The organism is Anaerotruncus massiliensis (ex Togo et al. 2026) (assembly GCF_900199635.1).
Classification (GTDB): domain Bacteria; phylum Bacillota; class Clostridia; order Oscillospirales; family Ruminococcaceae; genus Anaerotruncus; species Anaerotruncus massiliensis.
The window spans coordinates 1,612,849-1,635,772 of the sequence record NZ_LT962687.1 but is presented as its reverse complement, the minus strand read 5'-3'; the positions used below and the strand labels follow the sequence as shown (position 1 = coordinate 1,635,772).

Annotated in this window: 17 protein-coding genes; all 17 read left to right on the top strand. The window is 66.4% G+C overall.

Annotation, left to right across the window (positions count from 1 at the left end; all coding sequences use genetic code 11):
• Nucleotides 1–30: 30 nt before the first annotated feature.
• The 17 genes from C1A13_RS08210 (at nucleotide 31) to smc (ending at nucleotide 22,918) form a co-directional block, all read left to right on the top strand.
• Nucleotides 31–237: a 4Fe-4S binding protein gene (locus tag C1A13_RS08210; protein ID WP_101550929.1), complete on the top strand. Its 207-nt coding sequence runs from the start codon at nucleotides 31–33 to the stop codon at nucleotides 235–237.
• 40 nt (nucleotides 238–277) lie between these two features.
• Nucleotides 278–1,351 (top strand): 3-methyl-2-oxobutanoate dehydrogenase subunit VorB, encoded by a 1,074-nt coding sequence (locus C1A13_RS08205; RefSeq protein WP_101550927.1) that lies wholly within the window; start codon nucleotides 278–280, stop codon nucleotides 1,349–1,351.
• Nucleotides 1,351–2,106, top strand: coding sequence for a thiamine pyrophosphate-dependent enzyme (locus C1A13_RS08200; RefSeq protein ID WP_101550925.1), 756 nt, complete (start codon nucleotides 1,351–1,353; stop codon nucleotides 2,104–2,106). Before C1A13_RS08205 ends, C1A13_RS08200 begins: the two co-directional genes overlap by 1 nt.
• A complete protein-coding gene (locus C1A13_RS08195) occupies nucleotides 2,106–2,633 on the top strand; it encodes a 2-oxoacid:acceptor oxidoreductase family protein (protein WP_101550923.1) in 528 nt (175 codons plus the stop codon). Before C1A13_RS08200 ends, C1A13_RS08195 begins: the two co-directional genes overlap by 1 nt.
• Before the next feature lie 167 nt (nucleotides 2,634–2,800).
• Complete coding sequence (locus C1A13_RS08190; RefSeq protein WP_172439218.1) at nucleotides 2,801–6,127, top strand: PD-(D/E)XK nuclease family protein; 3,327 nt, start codon at nucleotides 2,801–2,803, stop codon at nucleotides 6,125–6,127.
• Nucleotides 6,120–9,650: a helicase-exonuclease AddAB subunit AddA gene (gene addA, locus C1A13_RS08185; RefSeq protein ID WP_172439217.1), complete on the top strand. Its 3,531-nt coding sequence runs from the start codon at nucleotides 6,120–6,122 to the stop codon at nucleotides 9,648–9,650. The genes C1A13_RS08190 and addA overlap by 8 nt, the downstream gene beginning before the upstream one ends.
• A 194-nt stretch (nucleotides 9,651–9,844) precedes the next feature.
• Nucleotides 9,845–10,399: a translation initiation factor IF-3 gene (infC, locus tag C1A13_RS08180; RefSeq protein ID WP_207654186.1), complete on the top strand. Its 555-nt coding sequence runs from the start codon at nucleotides 9,845–9,847 to the stop codon at nucleotides 10,397–10,399.
• Nucleotides 10,392–10,595 carry a 50S ribosomal protein L35 gene (gene rpmI / locus C1A13_RS08175; protein ID WP_101550915.1) on the top strand — a complete coding sequence of 68 codons (204 nt, stop codon included), beginning with the start codon at nucleotides 10,392–10,394 and terminating at the stop codon, nucleotides 10,593–10,595. The genes infC and rpmI overlap by 8 nt, the downstream gene beginning before the upstream one ends.
• Before the next feature lie 26 nt (nucleotides 10,596–10,621).
• The gene (gene rplT / locus C1A13_RS08170; protein ID WP_101550913.1) at nucleotides 10,622–10,975 is read left to right on the top strand and encodes a 50S ribosomal protein L20; all 354 of its coding nucleotides are present in this window, start codon (nucleotides 10,622–10,624) and stop codon (nucleotides 10,973–10,975) included.
• 71 nt (nucleotides 10,976–11,046) lie between these two features.
• Nucleotides 11,047–11,844 carry a TrmH family RNA methyltransferase gene (locus C1A13_RS08165; protein WP_101550910.1) on the top strand — a complete coding sequence of 266 codons (798 nt, stop codon included), beginning with the start codon at nucleotides 11,047–11,049 and terminating at the stop codon, nucleotides 11,842–11,844.
• A gap of 22 nt (nucleotides 11,845–11,866) precedes the next feature.
• Nucleotides 11,867–13,117 (top strand): DNA-processing protein DprA, encoded by a 1,251-nt coding sequence (gene dprA / locus C1A13_RS08160; protein WP_101550908.1) that lies wholly within the window; start codon nucleotides 11,867–11,869, stop codon nucleotides 13,115–13,117.
• Between the two features lie 72 nt (nucleotides 13,118–13,189).
• Entirely contained in the window at nucleotides 13,190–15,313 is a 2,124-nt protein-coding gene (gene topA, locus C1A13_RS08155) for a type I DNA topoisomerase (protein WP_101550907.1), read from the top strand.
• On the top strand, nucleotides 15,310–16,629 hold the full coding sequence (gene trmFO, locus C1A13_RS08150) for a methylenetetrahydrofolate--tRNA-(uracil(54)-C(5))-methyltransferase (FADH(2)-oxidizing) TrmFO (RefSeq protein ID WP_101550904.1): 1,320 nt from the start codon (nucleotides 15,310–15,312) through the stop codon (nucleotides 16,627–16,629). The genes topA and trmFO overlap by 4 nt, the downstream gene beginning before the upstream one ends.
• A gap of 2 nt (nucleotides 16,630–16,631) precedes the next feature.
• Nucleotides 16,632–17,654, top strand: coding sequence for a phosphate acyltransferase PlsX (gene plsX / locus C1A13_RS08145; protein ID WP_101550902.1), 1,023 nt, complete (start codon nucleotides 16,632–16,634; stop codon nucleotides 17,652–17,654).
• Nucleotide 17,655: 1 nt separating this feature from the next.
• Nucleotides 17,656–18,354, top strand: a complete 699-nt coding sequence (rnc, locus tag C1A13_RS08140; RefSeq protein WP_101550901.1) for a ribonuclease III — start codon at nucleotides 17,656–17,658, stop codon at nucleotides 18,352–18,354.
• Nucleotides 18,351–19,346, top strand: coding sequence for a radical SAM protein (locus C1A13_RS08135; RefSeq protein ID WP_101553223.1), 996 nt, complete (start codon nucleotides 18,351–18,353; stop codon nucleotides 19,344–19,346). Before rnc ends, C1A13_RS08135 begins: the two co-directional genes overlap by 4 nt.
• A 2-nt stretch (nucleotides 19,347–19,348) precedes the next feature.
• Nucleotides 19,349–22,918 carry a chromosome segregation protein SMC gene (gene smc, locus C1A13_RS08130; protein ID WP_172439216.1) on the top strand — a complete coding sequence of 1,190 codons (3,570 nt, stop codon included), beginning with the start codon at nucleotides 19,349–19,351 and terminating at the stop codon, nucleotides 22,916–22,918.
• Nucleotides 22,919–22,924: the final 6 nt, after the last annotated feature.

Here is a 22,924-nt window from a genome sequence, read left to right as displayed (position 1 = left end):
CGGCGGTATAGAGTTAAGGAGGTGTTTTCAATGGCAAAGATGACGGTGAACCGTGACATCTGTAAAGGCTGCGGCCTGTGTGTGGAAGTCTGCCCGAAGAAGATCGTTTTTCTGGATAAATCGGTACTGAACGGAAAAGGGTACCATCCCGCTACCGTGACGGATATGGAGAGCTGCATCGGCTGCGCGATGTGCGCGACGATGTGCCCCGACTGTGCAATTACCGTTGAGAAATAGCGGCCTCAAACAGAATTGATCCACGAAAGGCAGTGAAGTTATGTCATCCACGCAAAAAATGTTAATGAAGGGGAATGAGGCGCTCGCGGAAGCGGCGATCCAGGCGGGCTGCCACCATTTCTTCGGCTACCCCATCACCCCGCAGACGGAAGTCGCGGCGTATATGGCCAAAAAGATGCCCAAGATCGGCGGTACATATATGCAGGCGGAGTCGGAGATCGCCGCAATCAACATGGTCTACGGCGCGGCCTCCGCGGGCGTGCGCGCCATGACCTCCTCCTCCTCCCCGGGCATCTCCCTCAAATCGGAGGGGATCTCCTACCTGGCGGGCTCCGACCTGCCCTGCCTGATCGTCAACGTCCAGCGCGGAAGCCCGGGGCTCGGCGGCATCCAGCCCTCCCAGGCCGACTACTGGCAGGCCACCCGCGCCCCCGGCCACGGCGACCTGCATGTGCTCGTCTTCGCCCCCTCCTCCATCCAGGAGATGGTCGACATGGTGTTTGACGCGTTCGACCTCGCCGACTGCTACCGCATGCCCGCGATGATCCTTGCGGACGGGATGCTCGGCCAGATGATGGAGCCGATCTCCTTCCCCGAAAAGCAGGTCAAGACCTACGACAAGAGCGGCTGGTCGACCAGCGGCCACCAGCACAAGCGCGCCCACCACATCGTCAACTCCCTCTACCTCCAGCCGGAGGAGCTGGAAGCCAAAATCCTCGAGCGCTTCCAGCGCTATGAGGAGGTCAAGGCGAAGCACACCCGCTGCGAGGAGTACCTCATGGAGGACGCGGAATACGTCGTCGTCGCCTACGGCGCGACCTCCCGCATCGTCCGCAGCTCGGTCAACTCCGCGCGGGAAAAGGGGATCAAGGTCGGTCTCATCCGCCCGCTGACCCTCTGGCCGTATCCGTACGCGCCGATCGAAAAGGCGGCCGAGCGCGGCGCAAAGGCGTTTTTGAGCGTCGAGATGAGCATGGGCCAGATGGTGGACGACGTGCGCATCGCCGTGAACGGCAGGGCGCCCGTGTCCTTCTTCGGACGCACCGGCGGCGTCATCCCGACCCCCGCCGAGGTGCTCTCCGAAATCGAAAAAATGGCAGGAGGTGACCGGTAATGGCCGTCGTCTATCAAAGACCCCACGCGCTGCTGGATGTCAGCACCCACTATTGCCCCGGCTGCACCCACGGCATCATCCATAAGCTGGTCGCGCAGGCGCTCGACGAGCTCGATATCGAAGGCCGCACGATCGGCATCGCGCCGGTCGGCTGCTCGGTCATGGCGTACAACTATTTCGGCTGCGACATGATCGAGGCCGCGCACGGCCGCGCCCCCGCGATCGCGACGGGCGTCAAGCGTTCGCTGCCCGACAGCGTCGTCTTCACCTACCAGGGCGACGGCGACCTCGCCGCCATCGGCACCGCCGAGACGGTCCACTCCGCGACCCGCGGCGAAAACATCACGATCATCTTCGTCAACAACGCGATCTACGGCATGACCGGCGGCCAGATGGCCCCGACCACCCTGCCCGGGCAGGTCACCCAGACGACCCCCTACGGCCGCGACGTGTCCTACTCCGGCTTCCCGATCCATGTGTGCGAGATGCTCTCCACCCTCGACGGCGTGGCCTACGCCGAGCGCGTCTCGGTGGACAGCGTCCCCAACATCCGCAAGGCGGGCGCCGCGATCAAGAAGGCGTTCAAATGCCAGGTGGAAAAGAAGGGCTTCTCGATCGTCGAGGTGCTCTCCGCCTGCCCGACCAACTGGGGCCTTACCCCCTCGGAGGCGCTCCAGTGGCTGCGTGACAACATGATGCCCTACTACCCGCTGGGCGTCTACACCGATAAGACGGAGAAGGGGGTGCGTCCGTAATGCTGAGTATCCTGCTCGCAGGCTTCGGCGGCCAGGGCGTCCTGTTCGCCGGAAAGATCATGGCCTATTCCGGGCTCATCGAGGATCAATACGTCTCTTGGCTGCCCTCCTATGGGCCCGAGATGCGCGGCGGCACCGCCAACTGCTCGGTGTGCATCTCCGACGAGCCGATCGGTTCCCCGCTGGTGCTCAACCCCGACGTGCTCGTCGCGATGAACCTGCCCTCCTACGACAAGTTCATCGACAAGGTCGCCCCGGGCGGCATCGCCGTGGTGGACAGCTCGCTCATCGCCAAGAAGAGCGACCGCACCGACATCAGCTGCTTCTACGTCCCCGCCACCGAAAAGGCGGATTCCGAGGGCCTCAAGGGGCTCTCCAACAACATCCTGCTCGGCAAGGTCCTACAGGAGGCGAAATTCGCGTCGCTGGAGACGGTCGAGGCGGCCGTGGCCAAGTGCGTGCCGCCCAAAAAGCAGCACCTGCTCGAGCCGAACATGCGCGCCATCAAGCTGGGCATGAGCCTCTGAGAGGCGGCCCGGACTCGCGGCCCGGAAGGAATTTCCTTCCGGGCCGTTTCCATGCCCGCCGGGCACGGCATTTCCGGGGAAAAGGCGCGGGCGGGAAAAATCCCCGCCCGCTTGTCCGCCGGGCGGGGATTGTGGTAGAATAGGAAGCATGAATGGAGGTGGAGCGGATGCTGCATCTGATCCTGGGCGCGGCCGGCACCGGCAAGACGGCGCTGCTGCACGAGAAGATCGCGGAGTGCGTGCGCGGCGGCGGAAAGGCGGTCCTGCTGGTGCCCGAGCAGTATTCGTTCGAGAGCGAGAAGGCCCTCTACCGGAGGCTCGGCGCGAAGGACGCGCTGTCTGTGGAGGTGCTGAGCTTTACACGCCTCTGCGACCGGATTTTCCGGGAGTACGGAGGGCTGGCGGGGGTGCACCTCGACGAGACGGCCAAGGTGCTGCTCATGAGCGTCGCGCTCGGCGAGATCGGCGGGGAGCTGCGCGCCTACCGCAAAAACGTCTCGGGCGCGGCGTTCGCCGCCACGATGTGCGAGGCGGTCGGCGAGCTCAAGACCGCGGGCGCGGACCCCGAAACACTGCGCGCCGCGGCGGCGGACGCGTCGGAGGACCTGCGGGACAAGCTCTCCGACGTGGCGCTCATCTTCGACGCCTACCAGGCGCTGATCGAGCGCGGCTACTGCGACCCGGACGACAGCCTGCGCCGCGCCTGCCGGAAGCTCGAGGGGCGGGGGTTCTTCGCGGAGTACAGCGTCTTTATCGACGGGTTCATGGCGTTCATGGGCGCGGAGTGGAAGCTGCTCGGACGGATTCTGGAGGGGAGCCCGGCGGTGTGGGCGGCGCTGCCCTGCGACGGCCTTTCCTGCGCCGACGAGACGGGCGCGTTCGCCGCGGCCGCGCAGACCGCCAACCGGCTGGTGCGCGACGCGAAGGCGGCGGGGGTCCCCGTCGCGGCGCCGGTCGTCCTGCGGGAGCCCCGGCGGTTCGCGCGGCCGGCGCTCGCGCACATCGCCGTAGCCTTTTCCGACGCCGCGCCCGAGGGGTGCGAAACGCATGAGGGGGTGAAGCTCGCCGCGTGCGAGGACCTCTACGACGAGCTGGAGTTCGTCGCCTCGCGCATCTGCGCGCTCGTGCGGGAGGAGGGCTGCCGCTACCGCGACATCGCGGTGATCGGGCGGGACCTCGACCGCTACCTCGTGCCGCTCGAGACGGTCTTCACGCGCTATGAGATCCCCTTCTTCGCCGATCTGCGGGCAGATATCCAGGTGCACCCGTTCGCGGCGGGGCTGCTGGCCGCGCTCGACGCGGCGCGCAGCGGGTTCGATTCCGAACACCTGCTCGCGCTCGCCAAAAACTGCGTCACCGGCATCGGCCCGGCCGAAGCGGGGGAACTGGAGAACTACTGCTTCGTCTGGGGGGCCTCGGGCGCGGCGTGGCGGGCGGACTTCACCAACAACCCCGACGGGATGTCGGAGGGCTTCACCGAGGAGCAGGCGGAACGGCTGGGGCGGATCAACGAGACCCGCCGAAAGCTGGCCGGCCCGCTCGTGACGCTGCGGCGCGAGCTTGCCGACTGCGACGGGCGCGGTTTTGCCGCGGCGGCGTTCGGGTGGCTCGAGCGGGTGAAGGCGGCGGAGCACCTTCAGGAGGCCGCAACCGGGATGGAGGAGGGGGAGCAGAAACGCTTCCTCGAGATGTCCGCGCAGGTGTGGGAGGCGCTGCTCGGGCTGCTCGACGTGTTCGGCGGGGCGCTCGCCGACGTGCGCCTGCCGCTTGGGCGGCTGATCGATCTGCTGCGCATGGGGATTTCCGCCGCCGACATCGGGCTCATCCCCCAGACGATCGACCAGGTGATCGTCGGCGCGGCCGACCGCATCCGGCCGGACAGTCCGCGCGCCGCCTTTGTGATCGGCTTCAACGAGGGGGTCTTCCCGCGCTGGGAGACGTCGGCGGGCATCTTTTCCGCCGCCGAGCGCGACCTGCTCAAGGCGCGCGGGGTCGACCTGCTGCGCACGCCGGGACAGACGGCGCTCTTCGAGCGGTATTATGTCTATTTCGCGCTCACGCAGGCGTCCGAGCGGCTGTGCGTCAGCTGGCCGCTGCGGGATACGGCGGGGGCGGCGCTCGCCCCTTCGTCCGCGCTTGACCGGGTGCGCGCGCTGACCGGATGCCCGGTGGAGTCCTCTCTTGAGGGGCCGCTCGGGCGGGTGGCCAACGAGCGCACCGCCTTTGACGAGCTGGCGCGCGGCTGGCGGGAACGGACGCCCGCCGAGGCGTCCCTGCGCGCGTGGTTTTCCGCGCGGGAGCCCGCGCGGATGGAGGCGCTCGCGCGGTGCGCCGGGACGAGGGGATTTTCCCTGAACGACCGCGCGGCGGCGCGCGCCCTCTTCGGCGCGCAGGTGCGCATCTCCCCGTCGCGCGCCGAGCAGTATTACCAGTGCCCGTTTTCCTATTTCTGCAAGGCGGGCCTGCGGATCAGCCCCCGCCGCAGGGTGGAGTTCAACCCGATCGAGTCGGGCTCCCTCATTCACCTCGTGCTCGAAAAGATGGTGAGAAAATACGGCGGGCGGGGGCTTTCCGCGCTCGACGACGCGCGGCTGGAGCGGGAGGTCACCGAGATCATCGAGACGGACCTCTCCGCCAAGATCGCAAACCTAGACGAGATGCCCGCGCGCTTCCGGTACCTCTTCCGGCGGCTGGTGGGCACCCTTGTGCGGCTGCTGCGGCGGCTGGCGATGGAATTCGCCCAGAGCGAGTTTGAGCCGGCGGCCTTCGAGCTGCCGATCAATCTCGAAGCGGAGATGAAGCCCCTCGACCTGTGCGCCCCGGACGGCACGCGGGTGATCGTCGAGGGGATCGTTGACCGGATGGACGTCCTCGAGCGGGAGGGGGTCCGCTATGTGCGGGTCGTCGACTACAAATCGGGACACAAGAGCTTCAACCTCTCGGACGTCTGTTACGGGCTCAACATGCAGATGCTCATCTACCTCTTTTCGATCTGCGAGAACGCGCCCGGGGGCGGCGCGGTCCCGGCGGGCGTGCTCTACATGCCCGCGCGCGACAGCGTCGTTTCGGCGGAGCGGGGCGCCACGGAGGGCGAGGTGCGCGCGGAACAGCAGAAACGCCTGCGGATGAACGGCATCCTGCTCGAGGACCGGGAGGTCCTCTCGGCGATGGAGCCGGGCCTCGCGGGGCTCTATATTCCCGTCAGGACGAAAAAGGACGGCTCCTTCGACGCGCACAGCCAGCTCGCCACCCTCGAACAGATGGGGACCATCCGGCGGCAGGTCGAGCGGCTGCTCATTGAGCTGGCGGACAGCCTCGCGGGCGGGAAGATCGACGCGGCGCCGGTCGACGGGCTGAGCGACTACCGGCCGTGCGACTGGTGCGACTACCACGCGGTCTGCGGGCATGAGGATTCCGACGCGGTGAGAAAGCTCGCGGAGCTGGACCGCGCGGCCGCGCTCAAGGCGATGGAAGGGGATGAGGCGGATGGCTGAGCGTCAGTGGACCCCCCGGCAGCGGGACGCGATCGAGGCGCGCGGCGGGACGGTGCTCGTCTCGGCGGCGGCGGGCTCGGGCAAGACGGCGGTGCTCGTCGAACGGGCGGTAGGGCGCATCCTCGACCCCGGGCAACCGGTCGACGCCGACCGGCTGCTCGTCGTGACCTTTTCCAACGCGGCGGCGCTCGAAATGAAGCAGCGGATCATGGCGCGGGTGGCGGCGCTGGCCGCCGAACACCCCGAAAACGCCCGCCTGCGCCGCCAGCAGCTGCTGCTCGGGCGGGCGCAGATCAGCACGATCCATGCCTTTTGCAGCGAGCTCATCCGGCAGAATTTCCAGCTTCTCGGCATCGCCTCCAACATCCGCACGGGGGACGAGAAGGAGCTTGAGGTCCTGCGGCGGGACTGCGCGCGCGGCGTGGTGGAGGAGTTCTTTGCGCGGGAGGACGGCGGGCGGTTTGCCCGGCTCGTCGAGCTGCTCAGCACCGGGCGGGACGACAGCCGCGTCTTTACCACCCTCTTCTCCCTCTACGACTTCGTGCGCTCCCATCCCTTCTACCACGGCTGGATGGAGGCGAAGCTCTCCTATTATAATGAGGGGGTGCCGGTCGCCGATTCGATCTGGGGCAAGTGCATCCTCGGCTACGCCGCCGACGCGCTCGGGCACGCCTGCGCGCTCTGCGGGCGCGCGCTGTCCCTCGTGGAGGAGGACGAGACGCTCTCGAACGCCTACGGCGGCGCGCTGCGTGCCGACCTGCGGCAGCTCGAACGGGTGCGGGAATCGGTCGCGGCGCGCGACTGGGACGGGACCTGCAAGCGGCTGGGGAGCTTCGTCTTTGAGAAGCTGCGCCCCGTCCGGGGAGACGACCCCCGCAAGGGGGCGGCGCAGGCGCTGCGCAAGAGCGTCCGGGGAATCGTCGAGACGCTGCGGGACCGGCAGTTCTGCGCCACGGCGGCCGAGTTCTCCGAGGACGTCGCCGACCTGCGCCCGATGGTGGAGACCCTCTTCGAGCTGGTGGAGGCGTTCGACCGGGCGTTCACCGAACAGAAGCGGCAGAAAAACCTGATGGATTTTTCCGATATGGAGCAGTACGCGATCGCGCTGCTCGTGCGGCCCGCGGGGGAGGGGTACGTCAAGACCCCGCTTGCCCGGGCGGTGTCGGAGCGCTACGACGAGGTGCTCGTCGACGAGTTCCAGGACACCAACGCGGCGCAGGAGATCATCTTCCGGGCCGTCTCGCAGAAGGAGCGGAACCTCTTCCTCGTCGGGGACGTCAAGCAGAGCATCTACCGCTTCCGCCAGGCCTGCCCCGAGCTCTTCATGGAGAAGAAAAAACGCTACGCCCCCTACGACGGCAAACAGTTCCCGGCGAAGATCACGCTCGGGAAGAACTTCCGCAGCGCGCCGGAGGTGACGGGGAGCGTCAACTTTTTGTTTTCGCTGCTCATGAGCGAAGAGATCGGGGAGATCGACTACAACGAGGAGGAGGCGCTCATCCCCGGCGGGAGCTTCCCCGAGGGGACGCCCGCCGGATGCGGGCTGCGCCTTCTGGACCTCACGGGCTACGCGGGGGAGCGGACCCGCGCGCAGGTCGAAGCGGACTACGTCGCCGATGAGATCGCCGGGATGCTCGGGCGCGGGGAGCTCGTCGCGGAGGGGGACGCCCTGCGGAAGATCCGCCCGTCGGACGTCTGCATCCTGCTGCGCTCCCCCTCCGGACGGGCGCAGACCTATCTGGAGGCGCTGCAAAAGAGGGGCGTGCCCGTCTGGGCGGAGCCGAAGAGCGGCTTTCTCACCTCGAAGGAGGTCGCGCCGGTCGTCGCGCTGCTGCGGGTGATCGACAACCCCCTGCTCGACGTCGACCTCGCGGCGGCGATGATGTCCGCCCTCTTCGACTTTACCGCCGACGAGATGGCGCATATCCGCCTTGCCGACCGGCGCGCGCCCCTCTACACGGCGGTGCAGAGGCGCGCCGGGGAGGGGGACGCGCACTGCCTGGAATTCTGCGGGACGCTCGCGCGGCTGCGGCGGTTCGCGGCGGGCGCGACCGCCGACGCGGTCATCCGCCGCGTCTACGACGAGTGCGGCTGCCTTGCCAAGGCGCAGGTCATGCGGATGGGCGCTTCCCGCCGCGCGAACCTGCTGCTGCTCGTGCAGTACGCCTGCGACTACCACGCGAGCGGCTACCGGGGGCTTTCGGGGTTCGTCGGGTTCGTCGACCGGCTGATCGAGCGGGGAGGCGACTTCGCGCCCGCGGCGAGTCTGTCTGAGCAGGCGGACGTCGTGCGGATCATGAGCATCCACCGCTCGAAGGGGCTGGAATTCCCCGTCGTCTTCCTCTGCGACTGCGCCAAGCAGTTCAACCGTCAGGATTTGAACGGCACGACCCTGCTGCACACCGAGCTGGGCTTTGCCTGCGTGCGCCGCGACCCCAAATTGCAGACGCAGTTTTCCACCGTGCCGATGCAGGCGCTGCGGCTGGCGATCGAGCGGTCGATGCTCTCGGAGGAGCTGCGGGTGCTCTATGTGGCGCTCACCCGCGCCAAGCAGCGGCTCATCCTGACCGGGACGCTCACCAGGCCGGGGGAGAAGCTCGCGGGGCTGGCCTGCGCGCCGGAGGGGAATGGCAAACTGCCGCCCTACCAGGTGCGCGGCGCGGCGAGCTATCTCGACTGGGTCCTGATGGCGGCGGTCCACCACCCCGGCGCGGCAGGACTGCTGGCGCAGTACGGCGTCGAGGCCGGCGCCGTTCCGGCGCAGGCCGCGTTTTCGGCCGCCGTCCTGCCCGTTGGGGGCGACCCGCTCGCGGCGGGGGAGACGACGGAGGAGACGCCGCCCCCGCCCGACCCGGCGCTCACCGGGGCGCTGGAGCGGCGGCTCGCCTGGCGCTATCCCTTCGCGCCCGAGACGCGGATCCCCACCAAGATGGCGGTTTCGCAGATCTCCAAGGGGGAGCTCGCCAAAAGCTACCGCTTCGCGGGACGGCCCGCCTTTTTGCAGGAGCGGGGACTCACCGCCGCGCAGCGTGGCAGCGCGCTCCACAAGTTCATGCAGTTTTCCGACTACCGCGCGGCGGCAAAGGACGTCGCCGCCGAGCTCGAACGGATGGCGCGGGAGGGCTTCCTCTCCCGGCAGGAGGCGGACGCCATCGACGCGGGAAAGCTCGCGGCGTTCTTCCGCTCGCCGCTGGCGGGGCGCATCTTCCGGGCGGACAGGGTGTGGCGGGAGCTGCGCTTTCTGGCCGAGGTGGGGAGGGAGACGCTCGGGGCGTACACCGACCTCTTCGACGCGGGCGGAAAAACGGCGGTCCAGGGCGTGGCCGACTGCGTCTTCGCGGAAGACGGCGGCGCGGTGATCGTCGACTACAAGACCGACCATGTCAGGACGCCCGCGGAGCTGGTCGAACGCTACCGGGTGCAGCTCGAGCTCTACCGGAAGGTGCTCGGCGGCGCGTTGGGCATGCCGGTCAGGGAGTGCGTGCTCTATTCCTTCGCGCTGTCCAGGGAAATCATCATTTAGGGGTTGACATCCGCGCATGCGCGTGGTATCATAATTCGGTAAACAAAGTAGAGCAGTTTCTGTTCTCACCTCGCCGCCGGTGGGCGGCTGGTCAATAGCGATTTCCCCTGCGGGGGAGACTGTGGTTGATTTTGCGAGCGTGGGCGGTTTCTGCCCACGCTCGTTTTCAATGCAATGCAAAAAAGGCTTTGGAGGTGTTTCGTATTAGCAGCAAGGAATTGCTCATCAATGAGGAGATCAGGGACAAGGAAGTGCGTCTGGTCGGCACGGAGGGGGAACAGCTCGGCGTTGTGCCGCTTGCGACGGCCCAGAACATGGCGATCGAAAAGAACCTTGACCTCGTGAAGATCGCTCCTCAGGCCACGCCGCCCGTCTGCAAGATCATGGACTACGGCAAGTATAAGTTCGAGCAGGCGAAGCGGGAGAAGGAAGCAAGGAAAAATCAGAAGGTGATCGAAATCAAGGAGGTCCGCCTCTCGCTGAACATCGACACCAACGATTTCAACACCAAGGTGAACCGCGCCATCAAGTTCCTTGAGGACGGGGATAAGGTGAAGGCGTCCCTGCGATTCCGCGGCCGCGAGATGGCACATCCCGAGCTGGGGACGAGCATCATGAAGCGTTTCACCGAAGCGGTGGCCGAGGTCGGCAACGTCGAGAAACAGCCGAAGCTCGAGGGCCGCAGCATGGTGATGTTTATTTCGCCGAAGCCCGCAACCAATATTAAGGGAGGAAACAAAAATGCCTAAGCTGAAGACCCACACCGGTGCCAAAAAGCGCTTTAAGCTTACCAAGAACGGAAAGGTGAAACGTGCGCACGCCTACAAGAGCCACCTGCTCAACGGGCACGGGAAGACCGCCAAGAGCAAACGTCGCCTGCGCCGCGGCGCTTACGCCGACAAGACCAACGTGGCGACGATCAAGCTGCTCGTTCCTTACAAATAATCGGAATAAGACGGAGGTAAATAGATATGGCTCGTGTTAAGGGCGCAATGATGACCCGTAAGAGAAGGAAAAAGACACTGAAGCTTGCCAAAGGCTACTTTGGCGCCAAGAGCAAGCTCTTTAAAATGGCCAAACAGCAGGTGATGAAGTCGGGCAACTACGCCTTCATCGGCCGCAAGCAGAAAAAGCGCAACTTCCGCCAGCTGTGGATCACCCGCATCTCCGCGGCCTGCCGCATGAACGGCGTCAACTACAGCACCTTCATGAACGGCCTCAAAAAGGCCGGCGTGGAGCTCAACCGCAAGATGCTCTCGGAGATCGCGATCAACGACGCCGCGGCGTTCACTGCGCTCGTCGAACAGGCGAAGGCCGCCCTTTAATAGGAACCGCATACGCCCGCGCGCATCCGCGCGGGCGTATCTTTTGTATGTAGGGGAAGGAGGTACCCGCCGTGGCAGAAAAGGAGATCACTTCGCGCCAGAGCCCTTCCGTCAAGCGGTATGTCCGGCTCGCGGGCTCCCGCAGGGCGCGGTATGAGGAGCGCCTCTTCGTGACCGAGGGGGCCAAGCTCACCGGGGAAGCGTTTGCGGCGGGGTATTTTCCCGTCGAGCTGTTCGCCACCGAGGAGGCGTTCGAGAGCGCTTTCGACACCCTTTCGCCCATTGCGCTCGCGGCGGAAACCTTCTGCCGCATTACCCCGGCCGTGGCGGACAAGCTCGCCCAGTCGGTCAGCCCGCAGGGCGTTTTCGGCGTTTTCCGTATGCTTGACAACGGGTCGCAACCTGTTAAAATAAGCAGTAACGGCAAATATCTCCTGCTTTCCTCGCTGCAGGACCCGGGAAATCTCGGCACCATCCTGCGCACGGCGGCGGCGTTCGGGGTCGGCGGCGTCCTCCTTTCGGACGACTGCCCCGACCTGTACAGCCCCAAGGTGCTGCGCGCGTCGATGGGCGGCGTCTTTCGGGTGCCCGCCGCGGTGACGGACGACCTCGGGGGCTGGATTGACGCGCTGAAAGAAGCGGGCGTGCCCGTGTGGGCGGCCGCCCTGCGGCGGGACGCGAAGACCCTCCGGGAGGTCTCGCTCGGCAAGGGCGGCTGCGCGGTCGTGATCGGAAACGAGGGCGGCGGGCTGGCGGACGGCGTGATCGGCCGCTGCACCGGAAGCCTCGTCATCCCGATGGAGCCGGGCAGCGAATCGCTCAACGCCGCGATGGCGGCGGGGGTCTTTTTGTGGGAAATGTACCGTTAGACTGATTTCGGGGGTGCGCGGCATGGCGGACGGCCTCTATTGGATCTGGCTGCAGGAGGCGCTCGGCGCGGGCAGCATCAAGGCGGACCGGGTGATCCGGGAGATCGGCGCGCCCGAGAAGCTCTACCGCATGAGCGAGGAGGAGCTGCGCGCCACGGGGATCTTCGCGCCCAAGGAGATCGAGCGCATCCGCTCGGCCGACCTTCGGAAGGCGGAGGAGAACCTGCGCCTCTCCCGCCGGTGCGGGTGCGCCGTGATCACCCCGGATTCTCCCGATTATCCCGAGGCTTTGACAAATATCGACGGTATGCCGTGTGTATTATATGTACTGGGCGACCTGCGCGGCCTGCGGGAGGAGCTGGTCCTCACGCTGGTGGGGACGCGGACCTCGACCGATTACGGCGAGCAGTGCGCGAGACGCCTCGCCTACGACCTCGCCTCGGCGGGCTGCACCGTGGCCAGCGGGCTCGCGGTGGGCGTCGACTACGCCGCCCACGACGGGGCGCTCGCCGCCAACGGGCGCTCGGTCGGCCTGCTCGCCTGCGGACTCGACATCGACTACCCGAGCGAAAGCCGCGGCCTCAAGCGGCGCATCCTCGACGAGGGCGGCGTGCTGATGACCGAGTTCCCCTTCGGGGAACGCCCGCAGCGCTACAACTTCAACATCCGCAACCGGCTGCTCGCGGGCATCTCCGCGGGCGTCGTGGTGGTGCAGGCCCCCGAGCAGAGCGGCGCGCTCAACACCGCGCGCCACGCACTGGATCAGAACCGGGACGTCTTCGCGGTTCCGGGGGAGATTTTCGATCCGAGCATGACCGGGTGCAACCGGCTCATCAAGGACGGCGCCAAGCTCGTTCTGAACGTCTACAGCATCCTGGAGGAGTATATCGGCCGGTTCCCGGCCGGGATCGACGCGCATACGGTGGTGCGGAAGATCCGCGCTGCCGGACAGGATGTAAATCCGCAGCCCCTGAACGGCCCGCGCAAGGTGCCGCGCCCGTCCATGGGGGAGGCTTTGCCGCTCATGGTGGCGCAGGAGGCCGTCCCGCCGGCCGAACGGCCCGGAGAGGCGGCGCTCGGGGAGCTGGGGGTTTCGGAGGAGGCCAGGAGCCTCTACGCCGCGCTCGGCGATCTGCCGGAGGGCGCGGAACCGCTCGCCGGGCGCGCAGGGCTCACCGCCGCGCAGGCGCTGGCGGCCCTGACCGAGCTGGAGCTCTTCGGGCTGGTGCGGGCGCTTCCGGGCGGCAGGTACCTGGCCGGGGCGCCGGAATGAAACTGGAATTGACTGCGCGTGAGCGCGTTTATTGATAGAGGGGAGCTTCCCCGGGAAAGGAATGGTTACAAGTTGTCCAATCTTGTCATCGTGGAGTCGCCCGCAAAGGCGAAAACGATAAAAAAATACCTCGGGAAGGGGTTTGAGGTGGTCGCGTCGATGGGACATGTCCGCGATCTGCCCAAGAGCAAGCTGGGGGTCGACGTGGACAACGGCTTCGCGCCGCAGTACGTCGACATCAAGGGTAAGGAGGACCTTATCAAGGACCTTAAAAAGGCCGCCAAGAAGAGCGACGCCATCTATCTCGCGACCGACCCGGACCGCGAGGGGGAGGCGATCTCCTGGCACCTGGCGCAGATGCTCGGCGTCGACATGAAGGAGCAGAACCGCGTCACCTTCAACGAGATTACCAAGAGCGGCGTGCATTACGGCATGGAGCACCCGCGCACAATCGACGAAAAGCTCGTGGACGCGCAGCAGGCGCGCCGCATCCTCGACCGCATCGTCGGCTACAAGATCAGCCCCTTCCTCTGGCGCAAGGTGCGCAAGGGGCTGTCGGCCGGGCGGGTGCAGTCGGTCGCGGTGCGGATCATCCTCGACCGCGAGGAGGAGATCCGCGCCTTCAAGCAGCAGGAATACTGGTCCATCGACGCGCTGCTCGCCGCCAAGGGCTATGCGAAAAAGCCCTTCCCGGCCAAGCTCTATTCGATCGACGGCAAAAAGCTCGAGCTCGCCGGCATTCCGGACGAGGAGAGCGCGAAAAAGATCATCGAATCCCTCGACGGGGCGGACTACACCGTCGGCAACGTCAAGAAGGGGGTCCGCAAAAAATCCCCCGCGCCGCCCTTCATCACCTCGACCCTCCAGCAGGAGGCCTCCCGGCGGCTCGGCTACCAGTCCCGCCGCACGATGAAGATCGCACAGGAGCTCTATGAGGGCATCGAGATCGAGGGGATCGGCGCGACCGGCCTCATCACCTACATGCGTACCGACAGCCTGCGCATCTCCGACGAGGCCGCCGACATCGCCAAGGCCTACATCACCGAGACCTACGGCAAGGAGTACCTGCCGGGGACCCGCCGCGTCTTCAAATCCAAGAAGAACGCGCAGGACGCGCACGAGGCGATCCGCCCGTCCGATCCGACCCTCACGCCCGAAAAGGTCAAGAAGGACCTCAGCGCCGAGCAGTATAAGCTCTACAAGCTCATCTGGGAGCGGTTTATCGCCAGCCAGATGGCCAACGCCCTGCTCGACACCGTGGCGGTCGACATCAACGCCGCGAACTGCCTGTTCAAGGCGTCCGGCTTCACGGTAAAGTTTGACGGCTTTACAGTGCTTTACGAGGAGGCCAAGGACTCCGACGAGGAGAATTCCGCGGCGCTCCCGCCGCTTGAGACGGGCGGCGCCCTCGCCCTCAAGCAGCTCACCCCCAACCAGCACTTCACCCAGCCGCCCGCGCGCTACACCGAGGCATCCCTCATCAAGACGCTCGAGGAAAACGGCATCGGCCGCCCGAGCACCTACGCGCCGACGATCACGACGATCCTGGCGCGCGGCTACGTCGAGCGGGAGGGCAAGGCCCTCAAGCCGACCGCGCTGGGCGAGGTGACGACCAAGCTGATGGAGGAGCAGTTCTCCAAGATTGTCGACATCGACTTCACCGCCAACATGGAGAAGAGCCTCGACGAGGTCGAGGAGGGCAAGGAGAGCTATACCCAGGTGCTCGACGGCTTCTATGGGGATTTCATAACGACGCTTGAAACGGCGGAAAAGAATATGGAGGGCACCCGCGTCAAGGTCCCCGACGAGGAGACCGACGTGGTCTGCGAGCTGTGCGGGCGCAAGATGGTCATCAAGACCGGGCGGTTCGGCAAATTCCTCGCCTGCCCGGGCTTCCCCGAGTGCCGCAACACCAAGAAGATCGTCAAGGAGACGGGTGGGCTCTGCCCCGTGTGCGGCGGCAAGGTGCTCGCCAAAAAGTCGAAGAACGGCAAGGGCTACTACGGCTGCGAGCACTTCCCCGAATGCAAGTTCATGACGTGGGACAAACCGCTCTCGGAGCCCTGTCCCAAATGCGGCGCGGCCCTCTTCCAGAAGACGGGGCGCGGCGCGCTCATCCACTGCCTCAAGGAGGGCTGCGACTACGCGCGGCCGGTGAAAGGGAAGTCCTCTGCCGGGGACGCGGACGAGGAATGACGCCGGTCGCGGTCATCGGCGCGGGGCTCGCCGGCTGCGAGGCCGCGTGGGCGCTGGCAAACGCGGGAATCCCGGTGCGGCTCCACGAAATGAAGCCGCAAAGGTTTTCCCCCGCGCACCACAGTGAAAATTTCGCGGAGCTTGTCTGCTCCAACTCGCTCAAGGCCCAGCGCATCGGCTCGGCGGCGGGGATGCTCAAGGAAGAGATGCGCATGATGGGTTCGCTGGTCGTCGCCTGCGCTCATGAAACGAGCGTGGCGGCGGGCGGCGCGCTTGCCGTGGACCGGGACGCGTTTTCCGCGCTCGTGACGGCGCGCGTGCGCGCGCACGCGCTGATCGAGGTCGTCCCCGGCGAGGTGGCGAAGATCCCCGAAGAGGGGAATGTGATCGTGGCGACGGGGCCGCTCACCTCCGACGCGCTCGCGGCCGACATCGAGGCGCGCTGCGGCGGGTCGCTGAGCTTCTACGACGCGGCCGCGCCGATCGTCACCTTCGATTCGCTCGACCGGGAGCGGGTCTTTTTCGCGGCGCGCTACGGCCGCGGGGAGGACGACTACATCAACTGCCCCTTTACGAAGGAGGAGTACGAACGGTTCTACGACGCGCTGTTAAGCGCCGAGGGCGCGCCGCTGCACAGCTTCGACCGCCCGGAGGAGAAGGTCTACGAGGGCTGCATGCCGATCGAGATCATGGCGCGGCGCGGTCCGGACACCATCCGCTACGGGCCGCTCAAGCCGGTCGGCCTGCGCGACCCGCGCACCGGGCGCCGCCCGTGGGCGGTCGTGCAGCTGCGGCGGGAGAACCGGGAGGGGAGCCTCTACAACCTTGTGGGCTTCCAGACCAACCTCAAATTTGGGGAGCAGAAGCGGGTCTTTTCGATGATCCCGGGGCTCGAACACGCGGAATTCGCGCGGTACGGCGTGATGCACCGCAACACCTTCCTCGATTCGCCCCGCCTGCTGGACGGTGCCTTTCGGCTGCGAAGCGAGGAAAGAATCTGCTTTGCAGGGCAGATTACCGGCGTGGAGGGGTATATTGAGTCGGCCATGTCGGGAATCCTAGCAGGGAAGCAGCTTGCGCGCAGGCTGCGCGGGCTGCCCGCTCTGGAGCTGCCGCGCGACACGATGTCGGGGGCGCTGTGCGCCTACATCAGCGATGAAAGCGTCGCCGGGTTCCAGCCGATGGGCTGTAATATGGGGCTGCTGCCCCCGCTCGGCGAACGGGTGCGGGACAAGCAGCAGCGTTACCAGATGATCGCCGAGCGGGGGCTCGGCCACCTGCGGGAGGTCCTGCGGGAAGAACAGGAGGTCTTATAATCATGAGAATCATCGTGGACGCCTTCGGCGGAGACAACGCGCCGCTCGAGGTCCTCAGGGGCTGCGCCATGGCCGTGAAGGAGTACGGCGTCGACATCATCGCCTGCGGAAGCGAAAAAATCATCCGCGAGGTGTGCCAAAAGAACCGGATCCCGCTCGACCGCATCTCGATCACTGACGTGGAGAAGGTCATCCCGGTGGAGGTCGACCCGACCGAGGTGGTCAAGTCGTACGACGACTGCACGATGGCGGTCGGCATGAAGATGCTTGCCTCGGGCGAGGGGGACGCCTTCGTCTCGGCGGGCAGCACGGGCGCGATCGTCGTGGGCGCATCCCTCTTCGTCAAGCGGATCAAGGGGATCAAGCGCGCCGCGCTCGCGACCGTCATCCCCTCGCAGGACGGCTGCTACATGCTGCTCGACATGGGCGCGAACGCCGAGTGCCGTCCCGAGATGCTCGTGCAGTTCGGCATTATGGGCAGCGCCTACATGGAGCATGTCCTGGGGATCGAGCGCCCGCGCGTCGGCATCATCAACATCGGCGCGGAGGAGAATAAGGGCCTCGAGTTACAGATCGACGCATACCGGATGATGCAGCACGCGCCGGTCAACTTCGTCGGCAACGTCGAGCCGCGCGACCTGCCCTTCACCAAATGCGACGTGGCGATCGCGGACGGGTTCGTCGGCAACGTCGTGCTGAAGCTGACCGAGGGGCTGGGCTCCTGGTTTTCGAAGGAGCTCAAGGGCATCCTCTTCCAAAACGCGGCCTCCAAGATCGGCGCGGTCTTTCTGAGCAAGGGCGTGCTCTCCTTCAAAAAGAAGATGGACTACACCGAGTACGGCGGCGCGCCGCTGATGGGCATCTCCAAGCCGGTCATCAAGGCGCACGGCAGCTCGAACGCAAAGGCGTTCAAAAACGCGATCCGGCAGGCGAAGGAGTACACCGAGCGGGGCGTGATCGGCGAGATCAGCGACGCGCTCGCGCAGCTCCGGGCGAACGCTGCGGACAACCGGACGGAGGGCTGAGATGGAAGCACATGTAAAGGATACGGCCCCGCTTGAGGAGCGGATCGGATACACCTTCCAGAACCGCAAATACCTCGACATCGCGCTGACCCACTCCTCCTACGCCAACGAGATGAAGAAGAACCTCTCGAGCAACGAGCGGCAGGAGTTTTTGGGGGACGCGGTGCTCTCGATCATCGTTTCCGACTATCTCTTCCACACCTTCCACCTCGCGGAGGGGGACCTCACCAAGCTGCGCGCGGCGATGGTGTGCGAAAAATCCCTCTGCGAGTTCGCGCGGCAGTTTTCGCTGGGGGACTACCTCAAACTCGGACGCGGCGAGGAGATGATGGGGGGGCGCACCCGCCCATCGATTCTGGCCGACGCGTTTGAGGCGCTGCTCGCGGCGATCTACCTCGACGGGGGGATCGAACCGGCGCGCAGATTCGTGCTCGGCTTCGTCGTGGACACGCTCGAGCACCGGGACGAGTTTGCCTTCACCGACTACAAGACGATGCTCCAGGAGATCATCCAGAAGAACCCCGAGGAGCGGCTTTCCTACGTGCTTGTCGAGGAGTCCGGTCCCGACCACAACAAGTCCTTTGTGGTCGAGGTGCACCTCAACAGCAACGTGATCGGCAGCGGGCGCGGCGGCAGCAAGAAGAGCGCCGAGCAGGCGGCCGCCCGCGAGGCGCTGCGGCTGATGGGCGAGTGCCCGTGAGGCACGCGAACCTCGCGATCTTCGTCCCCCACGCCGGCTGCCCGAGGCAGTGCAGCTTCTGCAACCAGAAAAGCATCTCGGGCGCGCGGGAGGCCCCGACGGGGAAATCGGTCGCGGCGCTCTGCGCCGAATCGGCCCGTTCGCTCGCGGGCACGGACACCGACGCGGAGATCGCCTTTTTCGGCGGCAGCTTCACCGCCATCGGCCGGGACTACATGCTCGAGCTGCTCGAGGCTGCCGCCCCCTTTGTGGGCGGCGCGTTCCGGGGCATCCGCATTTCCACCCGGCCCGACGCGGTGGACGGGGAAACGCTCGGCCTGCTGCGGCGGTACGGGGTGACCGCGGTCGAGCTCGGCGCGCAGAGCATGGACGACGGGGTGCTCGATCAGAACCTGCGCGGCCACACCGCCGCCGACGTGGAGCGCGCCGCAGGGCTCGTGCGGGATGCGGGCTTCGAGCTGGGGCTCCAGATGATGACGGGGCTTTACGGCTCGGACGAGGCGCGCGACTTCATGACCGCGGAGCGCCTGGCCGCGTGCGCTCCCGACACGGTGCGGGTCTATCCGACGGTCGTGATGGAGGGGACGGGGCTCGCGGCGCTCTGGCGCGCGGGGGCCTACCGCCCCCAGACGCTCGAGGAGGCCGTCTCGCTCGGGGCGCGGCTGCTCGAATTCTTCGAGGGGAAGGGCGTCCGCGTCATCCGCATGGGCCTGCACGCGCAGGACTCCCTCGAGCGGGAGCGGCTGGCCGGGCCCTACCACCCGGCGTTCCGCGAGCTCTGCGAGGGGGAGGCGATGCGCCGGCGCGCCGAGGCGCTTCTCGCCGGACGCCCGGAGGGGGAGTACCTCCTGCGGGTCGGCCCCCGGAGCCTCTCAAAAATTACGGGGCACGGGGCGCGCACCGTTGAAAAACTGGGGAAATTAGGGTATCATGTAAAGATAGAACCGGACGGGGGGCTCTCAGGCCTCGCGATCGAGATAAAGGAAGTGTGACATTGCGTCTTCGCAGCTTGGAGATACAGGGGTTCAAATCCTTCCCCGACCGCACAAAGCTCAGCTTCCACGACGGCATCACGGCCGTCGTCGGGCCGAACGGCTCGGGCAAGAGCAACATCGCGGACGCGGTGCGCTGGGTGCTGGGGGAGCAGTCGACGAAGACGCTGCGCGGCGGCAAGATGGAGGACGTCATTTTCGGCGGCACGCAGGCGCGCAAACCGCAGGGCTACGCGCAGGTGCTGCTCACGATCGACAACGCCGACCGCGCGCTCGCCTGCGACAGCGACGTGGTCACGGTCGGTCGCAAGCTCTACCGCTCGGGGGAGAGCGAATACCGGCTGAACGGCGCGGCGGTGCGCCTCAAGGACGTCTACGAGCTCTTCATGGACACGGGGCTCGGGCGGGACGGCTACTCGATCATCGGGCAGGGCAAGATCGCCGAGATCGTCAGCGCCAAGAGCACCCAGCGCCGCGAAATCTTCGAGGAGGCGGCGGGGATCTCCAAGTACCGCTACCGCAAGCTCGAGGCCCAGCGCCGCCTGGAGGCCGCGGAGGAAAACCTCCTTCGCCTGCGGGACATCCTCGACGAGCTCGAAAGCCGTGTGGAACCGCTGCGGGCGCAGTCGGAAAAGGCGGCGCAGTTCCTCGAATACGCGGGGGAGAAGAAGACGCTGGAAATCTCCCTCTGGGTGCTGACGCTCGACAAATCCAGGGCGGTGCTGCGGGAGCAGGAGGACAAGATCCTGCTCTGCCGCGACGAGCACGACGGCGTCCAGGCGGAGCTCGACGGCATCGAGGGGCAGATCAACGCGTTCTTCGCGCAGATGCAGGCGCTCGCGGTCGAGATCGACTCGCGGCGCGGGCGCGTCCGGGAGATCGAGGAGCTCACGGCGCAGAGCGGGGCGGAGATCGCCGTCCTGCGCAACGATATGGCGCACAACGACGCGTCGGTCGAGCGCATCCGGGCCGAGCTGGAGCAGTCGGACGCGTCGGACAGCGATCTCGACGAAAGGATACATACCTTTGAGGCGCAGATCGCAAAACGCCGGCAGGGCCTTGACGACCTGCACCGCAGGCATGAGGAGGTCCAGCGGGAACTGACGACGCTGGGAGAAGTGCAGGAGGACTGCCGCGGGAAGATCGACGCGCTCAAGGAGCGCCGCTTCGGCCTGACCCAGAGCATCAACGAGGTCAAGCTCTCCTCCGCGTCGAGCAGCTCGCTGATCGACGAGACGATCGCGCGGCTCGAATCCCTCAAGGAGGGCGCGGTCGTCAAGGACGAAAATATCGCGAAGATCCGGCGGGAGCTCTCCGACTGCGGGGAGCTGCTCGAGGGGATCGAGGAGAACCTGCTTTCGCTGCAAAATTCCCGCAGGGGCTGCCAGATGAAGCTGGAGGGCCGCCGGCAGAAGCTCGACGCGCTGCTCGAGCAGCGGCGCGCCCTCGAGGACAAGGCCCGCGCCCACACCCAGCGGGCCAAGCTGCTCTTCGACATGGAGAACAGCCTGGAGGGCTTTTCACAGAGCGTCAAATACATCATGGAGCAGGCGCGCAGGGGCGCGATCGGGGACGTTTACGGCCCCGTCTCCCGGCTCATCTCGGTGGAGGACGACTACGCGCTCGCGGTGGAGATCGCGCTCGGCGCGGCGATGCAGAACATCGTCGTCAAGGACGAGGCGGTCGCCAAGCGCGCCATCGGCATGCTCAAATCGAGCAAGTCGGGCCGGGCGACCTTCCTGCCCGTCTCCACGGTCAAGGGGAATCGGCTCAACGAAAACTGGCTGCCCGGAACGGACGGCTTTGTTGGCGTTGCCGCCGACCTGGTCCGGTGCGACGAGCGCTACCGGGGCGTGATCAACCAGCTTTTGGGCCGCATCGTGATCGTTCGGGACCTCGACTGCGCGGCCACCGCCGCGAAAAAGGGCGGCTACCGCTTCCGCGTCGTCACCCTCGACGGGCAGGTCGTCAACGCGGGCGGCTCGATGACGGGCGGCTGGGCCGCGCGCAGCGCGGGCATCCTCAGCCGCTCGAAGGAGATCGAGGAGCTCAAGGGCAGGGCCGCGGCGTGCGAAAAGGAGATGGCGGGGCTCGACGGGCAGATCAAGTCGCTGCGCGAGGAGATCGCGGCCGTGCAGGCGTCGCTCGCGGGGATCGACGGGGAGCTCGCCACCGCGCAGGAGGATAAGATCCGCTATACCGCCGAGCAGAAGCAGCTGGCTTCCGCCCGCGACGAGGCGGTCCGTTCCCGCGAGCAGGCGGCGGAGGAATACGGCCGGCTGGCCGAACGGCTCGAGGAACTGAAGGAAAAGAACGTCACGAGCGCCGAGCTGACCGACGATTTGAACCGCCAGCTTGACGAGGTGGCGCAGCAGCTCGGCGTGCTCGCCTCCAAGCGGGACACCTGCGCGGCGCAGGCGTCGGAGGTGTCCGCGCGCCTGTCCCGGCAGGACGTGGAGATCATCTCGATCACCAAGGAGATCGACGGCCTGCGGCAGATGGCCGACCAGCTGCGCGACCAGAAGCTGCACCAGAAGGAGCACGTCGCCGGGCTCGAGCGGCAGCGGGCGGATTATCTGCGGGAGAACGCGGAAATCCGGGAGAAGATCGCGCAGGCCGAGCGGCGGCGGGAGGACTACGCGGCGCAGGCCGCCGCGCTGGGCGCGGAGATCGAGCAGAAGACGCAGGCGCGCAACGCCTGCGAGGCGAAGACCACCGCCCTGCGCGCCGACGAAAAGGAGATCACGGCGCGGCGGGAGACCGCCGGGCGGGAGCTTGCGCGGCTCGAGGAGAAGAAGGCGTCGCTCCAGGCGGAGTACGACGGCATCATCTCGCGGCTGTGGGACGAATATGAGATCACCCGCACGCAGGCCTCCGAGATCGCGCGGCCGGTGGAGGACGCCGGGAAGGCGCAGCGGCGACTCGGGGAGCTCAAGGGGAAGATCCGGGCGCTCGGCAACGTCAACGTTGGCGCGATCGAGGAATACAAAGAGGTGTCGGAGCGGTACCGCTTCCTCAAGACCCAGACGGACGACGCGGAGAAGTCCCGCGCCGAGCTCATGAAGCTGATCACCCAGCTCACGAGCGACATGCAGTCGATCTTCGCGGATAATTTCGGCAGGATCGCCGAAAATTTCTCCAGGATCTTCACCGAGCTCTTCGACGGCGGGCGGGCGGAGCTCACCCTCACCGACCCGGGCAGCGTGCTCGAATCGGGCATCGAAATCTACGTCCAGCCGCCCGGCAAGATCATCAAGAACCTCGCGGCCCTCTCGGGCGGCGAGCAGGCGTTTGTGGCGATCGCCATCTATTTCGCAATCCTCAAGGTGCGGCCGTCGCCCTTTTGCCTGCTCGACGAGATCGAGGCGGCGCTCGACGACGTGAACGTCGTCAAATACGCGCAGTATCTGCGCACGATGTGCGACAGGACCCAGTTCATCACGATCACCCACCGGCGCGGCACGATGGAGGAAGCGGACATGCTCTACGGCGTGACGATGCAGGAGGAGGGCGTGTCCAAGCTGCTTGAACTGCACGTCAGCGAGATCGAAAGCAAACTGGGCATCAAGTAGGGGGGT

Bases quoted from the DNA above. Each gene is read 5' to 3' on its own strand.
- C1A13_RS08210 (WP_101550929.1), top strand. From the start codon at position 31: ATGGCAAAGATGACGGTGAACCGTGACATCTGTAAAGGCTGCGGCCTG.
- C1A13_RS08205 (WP_101550927.1), top strand. From the start codon at position 278: ATGTCATCCACGCAAAAAATGTTAATGAAGGGGAATGAGGCGCTCGCG.
- C1A13_RS08200 (WP_101550925.1), top strand. From the start codon at position 1,351: ATGGCCGTCGTCTATCAAAGACCCCACGCGCTGCTGGATGTCAGCACC.
- C1A13_RS08195 (WP_101550923.1), top strand. From the start codon at position 2,106: ATGCTGAGTATCCTGCTCGCAGGCTTCGGCGGCCAGGGCGTCCTGTTC.
- C1A13_RS08190 (WP_172439218.1), top strand. From the start codon at position 2,801: ATGCTGCATCTGATCCTGGGCGCGGCCGGCACCGGCAAGACGGCGCTG.
- addA (WP_172439217.1), top strand. From the start codon at position 6,120: ATGGCTGAGCGTCAGTGGACCCCCCGGCAGCGGGACGCGATCGAGGCG.
- rpmI (WP_101550915.1), top strand. From the start codon at position 10,392: ATGCCTAAGCTGAAGACCCACACCGGTGCCAAAAAGCGCTTTAAGCTT.
- rplT (WP_101550913.1), top strand. From the start codon at position 10,622: ATGGCTCGTGTTAAGGGCGCAATGATGACCCGTAAGAGAAGGAAAAAG.
- dprA (WP_101550908.1), top strand. From the start codon at position 11,867: ATGGCGGACGGCCTCTATTGGATCTGGCTGCAGGAGGCGCTCGGCGCG.
- trmFO (WP_101550904.1), top strand. From the start codon at position 15,310: ATGACGCCGGTCGCGGTCATCGGCGCGGGGCTCGCCGGCTGCGAGGCC.
- plsX (WP_101550902.1), top strand. From the start codon at position 16,632: ATGAGAATCATCGTGGACGCCTTCGGCGGAGACAACGCGCCGCTCGAG.
- rnc (WP_101550901.1), top strand. From the start codon at position 17,656: ATGGAAGCACATGTAAAGGATACGGCCCCGCTTGAGGAGCGGATCGGA.